The sequence below is a fragment of the Microbacterium sp. K2 genome, from assembly GCF_051365005.1.
GTDB lineage: Bacteria > Actinomycetota > Actinomycetes > Actinomycetales > Microbacteriaceae > Microbacterium > Microbacterium foliorum_B.
This window is the reverse complement of sequence record NZ_JBLWII010000006.1, coordinates 92,844-106,788: the sequence shown is the minus strand read 5'-3', so window position 1 is coordinate 106,788 and position 13,945 is coordinate 92,844. Positions and strand designations below refer to the sequence as shown.

Genomic DNA, 13,945 nt, shown 5'->3' with positions numbered 1-13,945 from the left:
CCCCTCTCACGAAGTGGTTACTTGACGGATCCGCCGGCCGCCACGATCTTCTGCTCGGCAGAACCCGAGACCTTGTCGACCGCTACGGTGAGCTTCACGGCGATGTCGCCGTTTCCGAGAACCTTGACCTTCTCGTTCTTGCGAACGGCACCCTTGGCGACCAGGTCGCCGATGGTGACATCGCCACCCTTGGGGTACAGCTCCGCGAGCTTCTCCAGGTTCACGACCTGGTACTCGACGCGGAACGGGTTCTTGAACCCGCGCAGCTTCGGGGTGCGCATGTGCAGCGGCATCTGCCCACCCTCGAATCCGACGCGAACGGTGTTGCGAGCCCGCGTGCCCTTGGTACCACGACCCGCAGTCTTACCCTTGGAGCCCTCACCGCGACCGACACGGGTCTTCGCGGTGTTGGATCCGGGGACCGGACGCAGGTGGTGCACCTTCAGCACGCCGGGGCGGGATGCCGGAGCATCCTTCTTCGGCGCAGCCTTCTTCGCAGCAGGCTTCTTGACGGCGTCGGCCTTGGCCGAAGACGCCTTTGCAGGTGCCTTCTTGGCGGCGGGCTTCTTCTCGGCTGCGGCCTTGGGAGCGGCAGCCTTCTTCGTGGCCTTCTCGGCCTCGACGGCTTCGTTCTTCTCAGCCATTAGTCGATCTCCTCAACCTTTACGAGGTGGGCGACGGTCTTGACGTAACCGCGCGTCTGCGCGTCGTCGGGGCGAACGGTGGTGTCACCGATGCGCTTCAGACCGAGGCTGCGCAGCGTGTCACGCTGGTTCTGCTTCTCGCTCACCTTGGACTTGACCTGCGTGACCTTCAGGCGCGCAGCCATCAGGCACCTACCTTCTGTGCGGCGATGGCGTCTGCCTCCGCACGGACGAGACGCGCGGGTGCGACCTGATCGAACTCGAGGCCACGACGTGCGGCGACCGCACGGGGCTCCTCGAGCATCTTCAGGGCCGTCACCGTCGCGTGCACGATGTTGATCGTGTTCGACGAGCCGAGCGACTTCGACAGCACGTCGTGGATACCGGCGCACTCGAGCACGGCGCGGACCGGACCACCGGCGATGACACCGGTACCGGCAGCGGCCGGACGAAGCAGGACGACGCCTGCTGCGGCCTCACCCTGCACGGGGTGCGGGATGGTGCTTCCGACGCGCGGAACGCGGAAGAAGTTGCGCTTGGCCTCTTCGACACCCTTCGAGATCGCCAGAGGGACCTCGCGGGCCTTGCCGTAGCCGACGCCCACCAGACCGTTGCCGTCACCGACGACCACGAGAGCGGTGAAGCTGAAGCGACGGCCACCCTTCACGACCTTCGAGACGCGGTTGATGGTGACCACGCGCTCGAGGAACTGGTTGTCCCCACGGTCGCGGGAGTTACGGTCACGGCCACCCTGGTTGCGGTCACCACGGCCACCGCCGCGGCGGTTGTCGCGCTGAGACGGCTCTGCCTGCGTGGTGCCGGTGGCAGTCTCGGAAGTGGCAGCTGCCGCTTCGGTCACTTCGTTCTCCTTGTTGTCACTCACAGTGCCAGACCCCCTTCGCGGGCGCCGTCGGCGATGGCGGCGACACGACCGGCGTAGCGGTTGCCGCCACGGTCGAACACTGCCTCGGAAACGCCGGCAGACTTCGCACGCTCGGCGAGAAGCTCGCCGACCTTGCGGGCCTTGGCGGTCTTGTCACCCTCGAGCGAACGCAGGTCGGTCTCGAGCGTCGATGCCGACGCCACGGTGTGACCCTTGCTGTCGTCGACAAGCTGCACGAAGACGTGGCGAGCCGAGCGGTTGACGACGAGACGCGGACGCGACTCGGTGCCGACGACCTTCTTGCGAAGGCGGGCATGACGACGCGCGCGGGCGTCAGACTTTGACTTGAGAGCCATGGTTACTTACCACTCTTTCCGGCCTTGCGACGCACGATCTCGCCGGCGTAGCGCACGCCCTTGCCCTTGTACGGCTCGGGCTTGCGGATCTTGCGGATGTTCGCAGCTGCCTCGCCGACAGCCTGCTTGTCGATACCACTGACCGTGAGCTTGTTGGTGCCCTCGACCGTGAGCGTGATACCGGCGGGCGGGTCGATAAGGACCGGGTGCGAGAAGCCGAGGGCGAACTCGACCGAGCTGCCCTTCTGTGCCACTCGGTAACCGGTACCGACGACCTCGAGACCCTTGGTGTAGCCCTGGGTCACGCCGATGATGTTGTTGTTGATGAGCGTGCGGGTCAGGCCGTGAAGCGACCGGGACTCGCGCTCGTCGTCGGGACGGGTGACGAGAACCTGGTTCTCCTCGACCGCGACCTCGATGGGCTTGGCGACCGTCAGGGTGAGCTCACCCTTGGGGCCCTTCACCGCGACCTCACGGCCGTCGACCGAGATGGTCACGCCCGCGGGAACGTCGATGGGAAGTCGTCCAATACGCGACATTTTCGATTACCACACGTAGGCGAGAACTTCTCCGCCCACGCCCTTCTGCTCTGCCTGACGGTCGGTGAGAAGACCGGAGGAGGTGGACAGGATGGCCACGCCGAGTCCGCCGAGGACCCTGGGCAGCTCGGTGGACTTCGCGTACACGCGGAGGCCGGGCTTCGACACGCGCTTGATGCCCGCGATCGAACGCTCACGGTTGGGACCGTACTTCAGCTGCAGGGTGAGGTTCGTGCCGACGCGAGCGTCAGACGTCTCCCATCCGGCGATGTAGCCCTCCTGCTGGAGGATCTCGGCGATGTGCGTCTTGAGCTTGCTCGACGGCAGAGTCACGGAATCGTGATGCGCCGAGTTCGCGTTGCGCAGACGGGTCAGCAGATCTGCGACCGGGTCTGTCATTGTCATTGTTGTTTTCCTTTGTTCATGAGGTTCCGGCTGCCGTTACACGACAGACGGCCTGCGATGACACGCAATCTTCAATTGTACGGGATCGGGCGGGGCGCTGTGCGCCCCGCCCGAAACCGCTTACGCCTTGGCGTCTTCCGTACGGAAGGGGAAGCCGAGGTGACGCAGAAGCGCGCGACCTTCATCGTCCGTCTTCGCGGTGGTGACGACAGTGATGTCGAAACCGCGAACCCGGTCGATCTTGTCCTGATCGATCTCGTGGAACACGCTCTGCTCCTGGAGACCGAAGGTGTAGTTGCCGTTCCCGTCGAACTGCTTGCCCGACAGACCGCGGAAGTCGCGGATGCGGGGCAGAGCGAGCGAGACGAGACGGTCCAGGAACTCCCACGCACGGTCACCACGGAGGGTGACGTGTGCGCCGATGGCCTGGCCCTCGCGCAGCTTGAACTGCGCGATCGACTTGCGAGCCTTCGTGACGAGCGGCTTCTGACCGGTGATCTTGGTGAGATCGTCGATCGCGCCGTCGATCACCTTGCTGTCGCGGGCCGCTTCACCGACACCGGTGTTCACGACGACCTTGACCAGACCGGGGATCTGCATCACGTTGGTGTAGCCGAACTCATCCTGCAGCTTCTGCTGGATCTCGGCCTTGTACTTCGCCTTCAGGCGGGGCTGGATCTTGCCAGCCACCGCAGCGTCGGTGGTTGCCATCAGAGGTCCTTACCTGACTTCTTCGCGTACCGCACACGGACGGTGCGCTTGACGCCGTCCTTGGTCTGCTCCTCGACCCGGTGGCCGACCTTGGTCGGCTTCTTGGTCGAGGGGTCGACGAGTGCGACGTTCGAGATGTGGATGGAGGCCTCGACAGTCTCGAGGCCGCCCGTCTTGGTGCCACGCTGCGTCTGACCGACGCGCGTGTGCTTGGTGACGTAGTTCACGCCTTCGACGATGACGCGGTTCTTCTCGGCCAGGATCTCGAGGACCTTGCCCTGCTTGCCGCGATCTCCGCCACGCTCCTGCGTCGCTCCGGTGATGACCTGAACCAGGTCACCCTTCTTGATCTTCGCCATGACTTAAATAACCTCCGGCGCCAGCGAGACGATCTTCATGAACTTCTTGTCACGAAGCTCGCGACCGACCGGTCCGAAGATACGGGTGCCGCGGGGCTCCCCGTCGTTCTTCAGGATCACGGCGGCGTTCTCGTCGAACTTGATGTACGAGCCGTCGGGACGGCGCGTGGACTTGACCGTACGGACGATGACGGCCTTGACCACATCGCCCTTCTTGACGTTGCCGCCCGGGATCGCGTCCTTGACGGTCGCGATGATGGTGTCACCGAGGCCGGCGTAACGGCGGCGCGAGCCACCGAGCACACGGATGGTGAGCAGTTCCTTCGCGCCGGTGTTGTCGGCGACCTTGAGGCGGGATTCCTGCTGGATCACTTGGCCTTCTCCAGAATCTCAACCAGACGCCAGCGCTTCGTGGCGCTGAGCGGGCGGGTCTCGTTGATCAGGACGAGGTCGCCGATGCCGGCGGAGTTCGCCTCATCGTGCGCCTTGACCTTCGAGGTGCGGCGGATGACCTTGCCGTAAAGCGGGTGCTTCACGCGGTCCTCGACCTCGACCACGATGGTCTTGTCCATCTTGTCGCTGATGACGTAGCCACGACGCGACTTGCGGTACCCACGGGCATCCGCATCGCGAACATCGTGTGCTGCGTGCTCAGCCTCGACGGCAGCTTCCTTCTTGGTGGCCATCACTCAGCCTCTTCCTTCACGGCGTCGTCAGCGGAGTCCGCCTTCTTCGCCTTCGACTTGGTCGCCTTCTTGGCCGGAGCCTCGACGGGAGCGGGCGTCGCACGGATGCCCAGCTCACGTTCGCGGATCACGGTGTACAGGCGCGCGATGTCGCGCTTGACGGCGCGGATGCGGCCGTGGCTCTCCAGCTGGCCGGTGGCCGACTGGAAACGGAGGTTGAACAGCTCCTCCTTGGCCTTACGCAGCTCCTCAACGAGGCGCTGGTCTTCGAACGTGTCGAGCTCTGCCGGAGCGAGCTCCTTGGTGCCGATCGCCATTACGCGTCGCCCTCCTCGCGCTTGATGATGCGTGCCTTGAGAGGCAGCTTGTGAATGGCACGGGTCAGTGCCTCGCGAGCGAGTTCCTCGCTCACGCCTGAGACCTCGAAGAGGACGCGACCCGGCTTGACGTTGGCGACCCACCACTCGGGGGAACCCTTACCGGAACCCATGCGGGTCTCGGCAGGCTTCTTCGTGAGGGGACGGTCGGGGTAGATGTTGATCCACACCTTGCCGCCACGCTTGATGTGACGCGTGACCGCGATACGAGCGGACTCGATCTGACGGTTCGTCACGTAGGCAGGCGTGAGCGCCTGGATCCCGTAGTCGCCGAAGGAGACCTTCGTGCCACCAGTCGCCTGGCCGCTGCGACCGGGGTGGTGCTGCTTACGGAACTTGACCTTGCGGGGAATAAGCATCAGGCAGACGCTCCTTCTGCGACAGGGGCCTCGTTGCGCGGCGCGCGGCGGCGGTCGCCACCACGGTCGTCACGACGGGACTTCGGGGCGTTGGCCTGCTCGCGAGCAAGCTCCTTGTTGGTCAGGTCACCCTTGTAGATCCAGACCTTCACGCCGATGCGGCCGAAGGTGGTCTTCGCCTCGTAGAAGCCGTAGTCGATGTTCGCGCGCAGCGTGTGCAGCGGCACACGACCCTCGCGGTAGAACTCCGAGCGGCTCATCTCGGCGCCGCCGAGACGGCCGGAGACCTGGATGCGGATGCCCTTGGCGCCAGCGCGCTGAGCGCCCTGGAGACCCTTGCGCATCGCACGACGGAACGCCACGCGAGCAGAGAGCTGCTCGGCGATGCCCTGTGCGACGAGCTGAGCGTCGGCCTCGGGGTTCTTGACCTCGAGGATGTTCAGCTGGATCTGCTTGCCCGAGAGCTTCTCGAGGTCGCCGCGGATGCGCTCGGCCTCGGCTCCACGACGACCGATCACGATGCCCGGACGGGCGGTGTGGATGTCGACGCGGACGCGGTCACGGGTGCGCTCGATCTCGATGTTCGAGACACCGGCGCGGTCGAGCTGCGTCTTCAGCAGGTTGCGGATCTTGATGTCCTCGGCGACGTAGTCGGCGTAGCGCTGACCGGGCTTCGTCGAGTCCGAGAACCAACGCGACACGTGGTCCGTGGTGATGCCGAGGCGGAAGCCGTACGGGTTTACTTTCTGTCCCATTACTTGCTCGCCTTCTTGTTGCTGTCGCTTGCAGCGGCCGGGGCCGCTTCAGGCGTCGAGAGCACGACCGTGATGTGGCTCGTGCGCTTCTTGATCTGGAAAGCGCGACCCTGTGCACGGGGGCGGAAACGCTTGAGCGTCGACCCCTCGTCTACGTAGGCGTTAGCCACGTACAGGTCCTGCTCGTCGAGGTACTCGCCGTCACGATCCGCCTTGACCTGCGCGTTGGCCATGGCCGACGCGACAAGCTTGTAGATCGGCTCACTGGCGCTCTGCTGCGCGAACTTCAGGATCGCCAGAGCCTCCTGGGCCTGCTTGCCCTTGATGAGCGCGACGACACGACGAGCCTTCTGAGGGGTCACGCGGATGTGTCGCACGCGTGCGATGGACTCCACCATTTCTCTCTCCTCTATCGCCACCGCGTCAGCGGCGGCGGCCCTTCTTGTCGTCCTTCTCGTGGCCGCGGAAGGTGCGGGTGGGCGCGAACTCGCCCAGTTTGTGGCCGACCATGGTCTCCGACACAAACACGGGGATGTGCTTGCGACCGTCGTGGACCGCGATCGTGTGACCCAGCATGGCCGGGATGATCATGGACCGGCGAGACCAGGTCTTGATGACGTTCTTGGTGCCGGCTTCGTTCTGCACGACCACCTTGCGAAGCAGGTGATCGTCGACGAAGGGGCCCTTCTTAAGACTGCGAGGCATCTTCTCTTACTCCTACTTACGCTTCTTGCCGGCGTTACGACGACGCACGATGTACTTGTCGCTTTCCTTGTTGGCGTGACGGGTACGACCCTCAGCCTGGCCCCACGGGGAGACGGGGTGACGTCCACCGGACGTCTTGCCCTCACCACCACCGTGCGGGTGGTCGACCGGGTTCATCGCGACACCACGGACGGTCGGGCGGACGCCCTTCCAGCGCATGCGGCCGGCCTTGCCCCAGTTGATGTTCGACTGCTCGGCGTTGCCGACCTCGCCGATGGTCGCGCGGCAGCGCGAGTCGACGTTGCGGATCTCGCCCGAGGGCAGACGCAGCTGGGCGAAGTTGCCATCCTTGGCGACGAGACGGACGGATGCACCGGCCGAACGTGCCATCTTCGCGCCGCCACCGGGACGGAGCTCGATCGCGTGGATGACGGTACCCGTCGGGATGTTCTTCAGCGGGAGGTTGTTACCCGGCTTGATGTCGGCACCAGCACCCGACTCGACGACGTCGCCCTGCTTCAGCTTCGCCGGCGCGAGGATGTAGCGCTTCTCGCCGTCGAAGTAGTGCAGCAGCGCGATGCGAGCCGTGCGGTTGGGGTCGTACTCGATGTGAGCGACACGGGCGTCGACGCCGTCCTTGTCATTGCGACGGAAGTCGATGACGCGGTACTGGCGCTTGTGGCCACCACCGATGTGACGGGTCGTGATGCGGCCCTGGTTGTTGCGACCACCGGTCTTCGAGAGCGGGCGCAGCAGCGACTTCTCCGGCGTCGATCGGGTGATCTCGGCGAAGTCAGCCACCGACGAGCCGCGACGGCCCGGGGTCGTGGGCTTGTACTTGCGAATAGCCATTATTGTCCTTATCCCCCGGATCAGCCGATTGCCGTGAAGATGTCGATGGTGCCCGACTTCAGGGTCACGATGGCACGCTTGGTGTCCTTGCGCTTGCCTGCGCCGAAGCGGGTGCGACGAGCCTTGCCGACGCGGTTGAGGGTGTTGACCCCAGCGACCTTGACGCCGAAGATCTTCTCGATGGCGAGCTTGATCTCGGTCTTCGAAGCGCGCGGGTCGACGAGGAAGGTGTACTTGCCTTCGTCGATGAGACCGTAGCTCTTCTCGGACACGACCGGCTTCAGGATGATGTCGCGCGGGTCCTTGTTCAGGGCCGTCTGGAGAACAGCTGCCTGCTCGCTCATGCGGAGACCTCCTGGTTGGCGCCGGACTTGGAGGCGATGAAGCCCTCGAGCGCGGCCTGGGTGAAGACGATGTCGTCGGAGACGAGCACGTCGTAGGCGTTGAGCTGGTCGAACGTCAGCACGTGCAGGTTCGACAGGTTGCGGATGCTCTTCAGCGTCACGTCGTCATTGCGCTCGATGACGACGAGCACGTTCTTCGACGAGACGACGTTGGTGAGGAAGTTCACCGCGGTCTTGGTCGAAGGCGTGCCGTTGATACCGAAGGACTCGATGGCGTGGATGCGGTCACCGCGGAAGCGGTCGCTGAGCGCGCCCAGGAGGGCGGCGGCGATCATCTTCTTGGGGGTGCGCTGCGAGTAGTCGCGCGGCTTGGGGCCGTGCACGATTCCACCGCCGGTCATGTGCGGCGCGCGGATCGAGCCCTGACGGGCGTTACCCGTGCCCTTCTGCTTGAAGGGCTTGCGGCCGGCACCCGAGACCTCACCGCGACGCTTGGTCGAGTGGGTTCCCTGGCGAGCCGCCGCGAGCTGCGCGACGACGACCTGGTGGATGAGCGGGATGTTCGTCTTGGCGTCGAACAGCGCGGCGGGAAGCTCGATCGAGCCAGCCTTCTTGCCGTCTGCGTTGAGGACGTCAAGCGCGAGAGTGGAGTCAGCCATGATCAGGCACCCTTCACTGCGTTGCGGACGTAGACGATACGGCCACGAGCACCGGGGACGGCGCCCTTGACGAGCAGCAGACCCTTCTCGATGTCGATGGCGTGCACCGTGAGGTTGAGGACGGTCACGCGCTCGCCACCCATACGGCCGGCCATGCGCATGCCCTTGAAGACGCGGCTCGGGGTCGACGATGCGCCGATGGAGCCGGGCTTGCGGTGGTTGCGGTGCGAACCGTGCGAAGCCGAGACGCCCTTGAAGTTGTGACGCTTCATGACACCGGCGAAGCCCTTGCCCTTGCTCGTGCCGACGACGTCGACGAGCTGGCCTGCTTCGAAGGTGCCGTCGACCGTGAGCTCCTGGCCCAGCGAGTAGTCGCCGGCATCCGCGGTGCGGATCTCGGTGACGTGACGGCGCGGCGTGACGCCAGCGGCCTCGAAGTGAGCGGTCAGCGGCTTGTTCACCTTGCGCGGGTCGATCTGGCCGTAGGCGATCTGAACAGCGTTGTAGCCGTCCTTCTCGGGGGTACGGATCTGCGTGACCACGTTCGAGGCGAGCTCGATGACGGTGACGGGAACGAGCTTGCCGCTCTCGTTCCAGACCTGGGTCATACCGAGCTTCGTGCCCAGCATGCCCTTGGAAATCTTGGAGTTGATATCAACCATGGCCGACCTCAGAGCTTGATCTCGATGTTGACATCGGCAGGCAGGTCGAGACGCATCAGCGAGTCGACGGCCTTGGGCGTCGGGTCGATGATGTCGATCAGACGCTTGTGGGTGCGCATCTCGAAGTGCTCGCGGCTGTCCTTGTACTTGTGGGGCGACCGGATGACGCACACGACGTTCTTCTCGGTCGGCAGGGGCACGGGTCCGACGACCGTTGCGCCCGCGCGGGTCACCGTGTCGACGATCTTGCGTGCGGACGTGTCGATGACCTCATGGTCATACGACTTCAGGCGAATGCGGATCTTCTGTCCCGCCATTGTCTGCTCTCTCTCTTTAAGCGTCTTACCGACCTGGGCCGGGTGACCCAGGGGCATTGGACGCACGTCGGCGCTGTTCGCGCCTCGGCACTCAGACGGCTCTCGCGAGTCGATCTGCTGCACCACTGTTCTGCTGTCATCCCGCACGCTTCTCAGCGACCGGGTGTCCGACCTCCGCCGCGCACGGCGAAGCCCTCGTGATGAAGATGTCGGGATCGTTCTGCCACCCGCGGCCTAGGTCCCTGCGCGTCTGCGCCGCCTATGCACTGTCGTGATGGTGATCCGGCCACGCTGAGCGCGCCGGAATGTCGAACCTGTCTATTCTGCCACGGCCGATTTCACTTGCGCAAACCCGGGCGTGTCGCATTCGCTGTGCATCCCCTGAGCAGGTGCGTACGCAGCCGGATCACGGCCGCGGCGATGCCTCTGTCGATCGTCAGGACGAGGGTGAGAGCGGGGCGAGGCATCCCCATGCCTCCCCCCGCTTGGGGAGGGCGTTCAGTGCGAGGGGGCACACCGAACGCGAGAAGCCCGGCGTGAAGGGACGCCGGGATCCTCGACCGAGGGCGCGGCGAAGCGACCGCCGCGCGGACGGGATGACGTCTGAGCGCACAGAGTGCGCGCGTCGCCCGATGATCCCCAAAATCGTTATCCCCAGCTTGACGCGGCCAACCGCGTGAGTACAGGACGTCGCACCCCTTCGACATCCCTGATCGCAAGTGCCCCAGGCGATCGTCACCCATTCTAAGAGGACACCGCCCTGAAACGCGATACCGCCGGACGGAATACCGGATGCCGGATGCAGAAGAGCGGCGACTCCCCCGATGGAGGAGCCGCCGCTCTCGGTCTCAGTCGCGAGTCCTACTCGTTGCCGACGGCCTTGTCGGCGGTGTCGCGGATCTCGTCGATCTTGTCGGCGGCCCCAGGCGCGATCTTCTTGGCGAAATCGGCGACGCCGTCGAGCACCTTGTCGCTGATGTCCTCGGCCTGCTCGCTCTTCACAGCCTCGGCGATCTTGTCCTTGTTCTGCTCGTACAGGTCTTTGCCCTTGTTGACGGTCTCATCGATACCCATTGCGGGCCCCCTTGTAGCTGTTCTGATGCGCCGGATCCCCGACGCACGTTCATTCTGCACGTGATCGGGTGTCCGGCGGAAGATGTTCGATGTGGATCGTCTTACGAGACCCAGTAGTTCTTCTTGACCGTCACCTGCTGGATCCGAAGCCCCGCGTTCAGAGCGCGAACTTCAGCGAACAGACGAATCGGCCCCGAGAGCGAGTACGGCAGGGAATAGTCCCCATAAGTCGGAGAGTTCCTGGTCGTGGCTATGGTCCCGCGAATCTCAAGTGCGGGTTGAGGAGTGACGTTCGTGACGCCCCCACTTGCGTTGAGCGTCTCCGCGACCACCCGAACCTGGAAGCCTCTCGTAACGCCGCTCGCGGTGAAGTATATCGTGAGGTCGCCAGTTTCTTTGATGGTTGCGCTGCTGTGGGCGAGCCAGTAGAGGTCTGCGGCGACCGGCACTCGGGTCCAGACTCCGACCGGCACGATGGCATTCCACAAATAGTTGCTGGACTGATGAATAGGCACGGGGTCCTCCGGTTGGGCGTAGTTCTCAAAGTCGACCGAGTTGGTGAATCCCAACTGGAGGGGCGTGCCGCCGATCCAGAGGGAAACGTGGACATGGGGGCCATAGCCCGTTTCGCTGCCGAAGCCGGACGCGCCTGAATATGCGATCACCTGTCCGCGAGCGACGCGCGCCCCCAACGGAACCAAGCTCGACTGCAGGTGCAGATACCGGATGTAGTTGCCGTCGTCGGTTCGGAGCGCAAGGTAGCGTCCGGTGGCGGTCGTCGTGGAATCCTTCCGATCGACGATCACACCGTTGGCGGCGGCTCGAATCTGCGTGCCGGTGGTGACCGCGTAGTCGGTGCCCGGCTCGCCCGACGGCGGAGTCCTGTTCTTGTGTCCCTGCCAGGAGCTCGAGATGCGGACGTCTCCACACGGCCGGAGATAGGTCCCCGCCGCGGTCGCGCTGAGGCCCGGAGAGAACAGGTCCCACCCGACGGCCGACGCTCCGACCATCGTGCCCGCAGCGATCAACATCACGCGCCGCGAGAAGATCGGCTGCACTGAGTGTCCGGCCGAGGGATCGGTGTCCCTCGAGTCGCACACTAGCGATCGCCGCCTTCGTTCTCGCCGCGGATCAGGTTCTCGATCTGCTCCTCCGGGAGCGGCTCGAGCGAGGCAGACGACATGCCGAGCTCGGGTGCGGAGGGCGAACCGCCGATCGTGCACTGCGCCTGTGCCGGGAGCCCGGAGGCCTGCGCCGGAACCAGCACGAGCCACTCGGGCGAGACCAGTCGCTGCTCGATGCGGGTGTCTTCGATGGTGAAGGCGACGTCGGCCGGGAACGCCGAGAGCGTCGCGTCGATGCAGATCTGCGCCAGCTCGTCGCTGGCGAACCCACCGAAGTCATCAGCCGGCGCCTGTGTCGACTCCGGGGTGGCCGTGGGCTCGGATGTGGGTTCTGCGACCGACGGGGTGGGGTCAGGAGTCGAGGCCGTCGATGTCGGCACCGGGCTCGACGTGCTCGGCAGCGCAGCGCAGCCCGAGGCACCACCGACGAGGACGACAGCCAGAGCACTCGCGGTGACGAACCGAGCAAGGGGGGATCTCATGATTGTGAATGTACCCAGCGCCGCGCCTCAGCCGGGGATGCGACGCGGACAGTCGTCGGGAATCTTCACGACTCGGGTTCAGTGCGCCGTGGCACCGGGGGCGACCACGGTGCGGACCGTGCGGAACAGGATGATGAGATCCTGCATGAGCGACCAGTTCTCGACGTAGTACAGATCGAGACGGATGGTCTCCTCCCACGACAGCGAGGATCGGCCGCTCACCTGCCACAACCCGCTCATGCCGGGCTTGACGAGCAGGCGGCGATGCGCGAAGTCGTCATAGAGCGCGACCTCCGAGGCACGCTGAGGACGCGGACCCACGAGGCTCATATGACCGAGGAACACGTTGACCAGCTGGGGCAGCTCGTCGATGGAGTGCCTGCGGAAGAAACGTCCGACTCTGGTGATGCGCGGGTCGTCGTTGATCTTGAACAACGGCGTGCCGGCGGCGCCCTGCAGGTCGAGAAGCGTCGCCAACTGATCGTCGGCGTCGGCCACCATCGATCGGAACTTGAGCATGCCGAAGGTGTGTCCTCCGCGGCCGATCCGCTCCTGACGGAAGAAGATGCTTCCGGGCCCGTCAATGCGGATCGCGATGGCCGCGACGAGGAAGACCGGCGACAGAGCGGCCAGCAGCAGCGAGGATCCGACGATGTCGAAGGCCCGCTTGAGGAAGCGCTTGGCGCCTTCCATGCGTGGGAAGTCGACATGTACGAGGGGCAGGCCGGCGACGGGTGTCGCGTGCATGCGGGGCCCGGCGATATCCGTCAGCACCGGGGCCATGATGAGCTGGATGTCACGGTCGGACACCGAGTAGCCCAGGCGGCGCATCGTGAGCGGGTCGAGGTCATCGGATCCGACGATGATCAACGCATCGAAGCGCACCTCGTCGAGCACCCTCTCGACATTCGCGATGTCGCCGAGCACCTCGAAGCCCGAGATGTCTGCAGCGGAGGTCTTCTCGGTGATCACCCCGAGGATCTCGTACCCGCTGCTCTTCGCCCGTCGGATCTCGCGCCCCACGAGGGCGACCTTCGACGGCTCGCCGATCACGACCGCCCTGTGCAGATACTCGCCGGTCTTCTGCCGCCCGCGCAGCCACTGCCGGCACATCCATCGCGACAGCAGAAGGAGCAGCAGTCCCAGCGGGAAGACGACGGCGACGAGCGCTCGGGAGAGCTCCATGCCGAGGAAGAAAGCGACGGCGATCGTGACCGCGAACACACCGATCGACGCGTTGAAGATGCGACGGTACTCGTCTGCTCCGTGTCCAACGGTGTGACGGTCCCGTGAATCCGCAACATCCAACGCGATCAACCAGAGGAAGCCGATCGACGCGAGCACCACGACGTAGGGCACTCGGGGCCCACTTGGCCACGAGACACCTGTCAACAGGCCCGGAAGCACAACGAGAGCAGAGATGATCAGCGTGACGAGCACCACGATCACGTCGTTGTAGAAGAGACGACTCGCGTACAGGCGAGTCCACGCTGCACGCCGGGTCTTCTTCACGCGAGCCTGGGCCGTATTCGTCGACTCACGCGAGGCACTGAAGCCACCGTGCTCAAGTTGAACGACGACGACTCTCACCCCCTCGGCTGTACTGACGCCAGAACGCGAGCAAGTATATCGGTCTGCCCGGAGCCCGGGAC

Annotated in this window: 24 protein-coding genes; all 24 read right to left on the bottom strand. The window is 64.9% G+C overall.

All coding sequences use genetic code 11. The features are described 5' to 3' along the window. Positions 1-17 precede the first annotated feature (17 nt). The gene (gene rplO, locus ACLKOY_RS15565; RefSeq protein WP_140037888.1) at positions 18-644 is read right to left on the bottom strand and encodes a 50S ribosomal protein L15; all 627 of its coding nucleotides are present in this window, start codon (positions 642-644) and stop codon (positions 18-20) included. Continuing rightward, on the bottom strand, positions 644-829 hold the full coding sequence (gene rpmD / locus ACLKOY_RS15560; RefSeq protein ID WP_140037889.1) for a 50S ribosomal protein L30: 186 nt from the start codon (positions 827-829) through the stop codon (positions 644-646). Before rpmD ends, rplO begins: the two co-directional genes overlap by 1 nt. Beyond that, positions 829-1,503, bottom strand: coding sequence for a 30S ribosomal protein S5 (gene rpsE / locus ACLKOY_RS15555; RefSeq protein ID WP_258184276.1), 675 nt, complete (start codon positions 1,501-1,503; stop codon positions 829-831). The genes rpmD and rpsE overlap by 1 nt, the downstream gene beginning before the upstream one ends. 20 nt (positions 1,504-1,523) lie before the next feature. Beyond that, entirely contained in the window at positions 1,524-1,883 is a 360-nt protein-coding gene (gene rplR / locus ACLKOY_RS15550; protein ID WP_042538778.1) for a 50S ribosomal protein L18, read from the bottom strand. A 2-nt stretch (positions 1,884-1,885) separates the two neighbouring features. Then, positions 1,886-2,422, bottom strand: coding sequence for a 50S ribosomal protein L6 (gene rplF / locus ACLKOY_RS15545; protein WP_042538776.1), 537 nt, complete (start codon positions 2,420-2,422; stop codon positions 1,886-1,888). A gap of 6 nt (positions 2,423-2,428) precedes the next feature. Next, complete coding sequence (gene rpsH / locus ACLKOY_RS15540; protein WP_140037891.1) at positions 2,429-2,827, bottom strand: 30S ribosomal protein S8; 399 nt, start codon at positions 2,825-2,827, stop codon at positions 2,429-2,431. A 120-nt stretch (positions 2,828-2,947) separates the two neighbouring features. Then, on the bottom strand, positions 2,948-3,538 hold the full coding sequence (gene rplE, locus ACLKOY_RS15535; protein WP_042538772.1) for a 50S ribosomal protein L5: 591 nt from the start codon (positions 3,536-3,538) through the stop codon (positions 2,948-2,950). Further along, the gene (gene rplX / locus ACLKOY_RS15530; RefSeq protein WP_363574714.1) at positions 3,538-3,897 is read right to left on the bottom strand and encodes a 50S ribosomal protein L24; all 360 of its coding nucleotides are present in this window, start codon (positions 3,895-3,897) and stop codon (positions 3,538-3,540) included. The genes rplE and rplX overlap by 1 nt, the downstream gene beginning before the upstream one ends. 3 nt (positions 3,898-3,900) lie before the next feature. Continuing rightward, positions 3,901-4,269: a 50S ribosomal protein L14 gene (rplN, locus tag ACLKOY_RS15525; RefSeq protein ID WP_042538766.1), complete on the bottom strand. Its 369-nt coding sequence runs from the start codon at positions 4,267-4,269 to the stop codon at positions 3,901-3,903. Continuing rightward, positions 4,266-4,583 carry a 30S ribosomal protein S17 gene (gene rpsQ / locus ACLKOY_RS15520; RefSeq protein ID WP_042538763.1) on the bottom strand — a complete coding sequence of 106 codons (318 nt, stop codon included), beginning with the start codon at positions 4,581-4,583 and terminating at the stop codon, positions 4,266-4,268. The genes rplN and rpsQ overlap by 4 nt, the downstream gene beginning before the upstream one ends. After that, positions 4,583-4,900, bottom strand: coding sequence for a 50S ribosomal protein L29 (gene rpmC, locus ACLKOY_RS15515; RefSeq protein ID WP_017829202.1), 318 nt, complete (start codon positions 4,898-4,900; stop codon positions 4,583-4,585). Before rpmC ends, rpsQ begins: the two co-directional genes overlap by 1 nt. Then, on the bottom strand, positions 4,900-5,319 hold the full coding sequence (rplP, locus tag ACLKOY_RS15510; RefSeq protein WP_042538761.1) for a 50S ribosomal protein L16: 420 nt from the start codon (positions 5,317-5,319) through the stop codon (positions 4,900-4,902). Before rplP ends, rpmC begins: the two co-directional genes overlap by 1 nt. After that, positions 5,319-6,074, bottom strand: coding sequence for a 30S ribosomal protein S3 (gene rpsC / locus ACLKOY_RS15505; protein WP_042538759.1), 756 nt, complete (start codon positions 6,072-6,074; stop codon positions 5,319-5,321). The genes rplP and rpsC overlap by 1 nt, the downstream gene beginning before the upstream one ends. Continuing rightward, positions 6,074-6,472 (bottom strand): 50S ribosomal protein L22, encoded by a 399-nt coding sequence (gene rplV, locus ACLKOY_RS15500; RefSeq protein ID WP_290159178.1) that lies wholly within the window; start codon positions 6,470-6,472, stop codon positions 6,074-6,076. Before rplV ends, rpsC begins: the two co-directional genes overlap by 1 nt. A gap of 25 nt (positions 6,473-6,497) precedes the next feature. Then, on the bottom strand, positions 6,498-6,779 hold the full coding sequence (rpsS, locus tag ACLKOY_RS15495; RefSeq protein ID WP_017829205.1) for a 30S ribosomal protein S19: 282 nt from the start codon (positions 6,777-6,779) through the stop codon (positions 6,498-6,500). Between the two features lie 12 nt (positions 6,780-6,791). After that, positions 6,792-7,631 (bottom strand): 50S ribosomal protein L2, encoded by an 840-nt coding sequence (gene rplB / locus ACLKOY_RS15490; protein WP_436454449.1) that lies wholly within the window; start codon positions 7,629-7,631, stop codon positions 6,792-6,794. A gap of 20 nt (positions 7,632-7,651) precedes the next feature. After that, positions 7,652-7,975 (bottom strand): 50S ribosomal protein L23, encoded by a 324-nt coding sequence (gene rplW / locus ACLKOY_RS15485; RefSeq protein WP_042538754.1) that lies wholly within the window; start codon positions 7,973-7,975, stop codon positions 7,652-7,654. Continuing rightward, a complete protein-coding gene (gene rplD, locus ACLKOY_RS15480) occupies positions 7,972-8,634 on the bottom strand; it encodes a 50S ribosomal protein L4 (RefSeq protein WP_140037894.1) in 663 nt (220 codons plus the stop codon). Before rplD ends, rplW begins: the two co-directional genes overlap by 4 nt. A gap of 2 nt (positions 8,635-8,636) precedes the next feature. Continuing rightward, positions 8,637-9,296, bottom strand: coding sequence for a 50S ribosomal protein L3 (gene rplC, locus ACLKOY_RS15475; protein ID WP_029260921.1), 660 nt, complete (start codon positions 9,294-9,296; stop codon positions 8,637-8,639). 8 nt (positions 9,297-9,304) lie between these two features. Next, positions 9,305-9,613, bottom strand: a complete 309-nt coding sequence (gene rpsJ, locus ACLKOY_RS15470) for a 30S ribosomal protein S10 (protein ID WP_005050520.1) — start codon at positions 9,611-9,613, stop codon at positions 9,305-9,307. A gap of 861 nt (positions 9,614-10,474) precedes the next feature. Next, positions 10,475-10,687 carry a hypothetical protein gene (locus tag ACLKOY_RS15465; RefSeq protein ID WP_042538748.1) on the bottom strand — a complete coding sequence of 71 codons (213 nt, stop codon included), beginning with the start codon at positions 10,685-10,687 and terminating at the stop codon, positions 10,475-10,477. 101 nt (positions 10,688-10,788) lie between these two features. Next, a complete protein-coding gene (locus tag ACLKOY_RS15460; protein ID WP_436454448.1) occupies positions 10,789-11,745 on the bottom strand; it encodes a M23 family metallopeptidase in 957 nt (318 codons plus the stop codon). A 41-nt stretch (positions 11,746-11,786) separates the two neighbouring features. Continuing rightward, the gene (locus ACLKOY_RS15455) at positions 11,787-12,293 is read right to left on the bottom strand and encodes a hypothetical protein (protein ID WP_436454447.1); all 507 of its coding nucleotides are present in this window, start codon (positions 12,291-12,293) and stop codon (positions 11,787-11,789) included. A 78-nt stretch (positions 12,294-12,371) separates the two neighbouring features. Continuing rightward, complete coding sequence (locus ACLKOY_RS15450) at positions 12,372-13,805, bottom strand: sugar transferase (protein ID WP_436454446.1); 1,434 nt, start codon at positions 13,803-13,805, stop codon at positions 12,372-12,374. Positions 13,806-13,945: the final 140 nt, after the last annotated feature.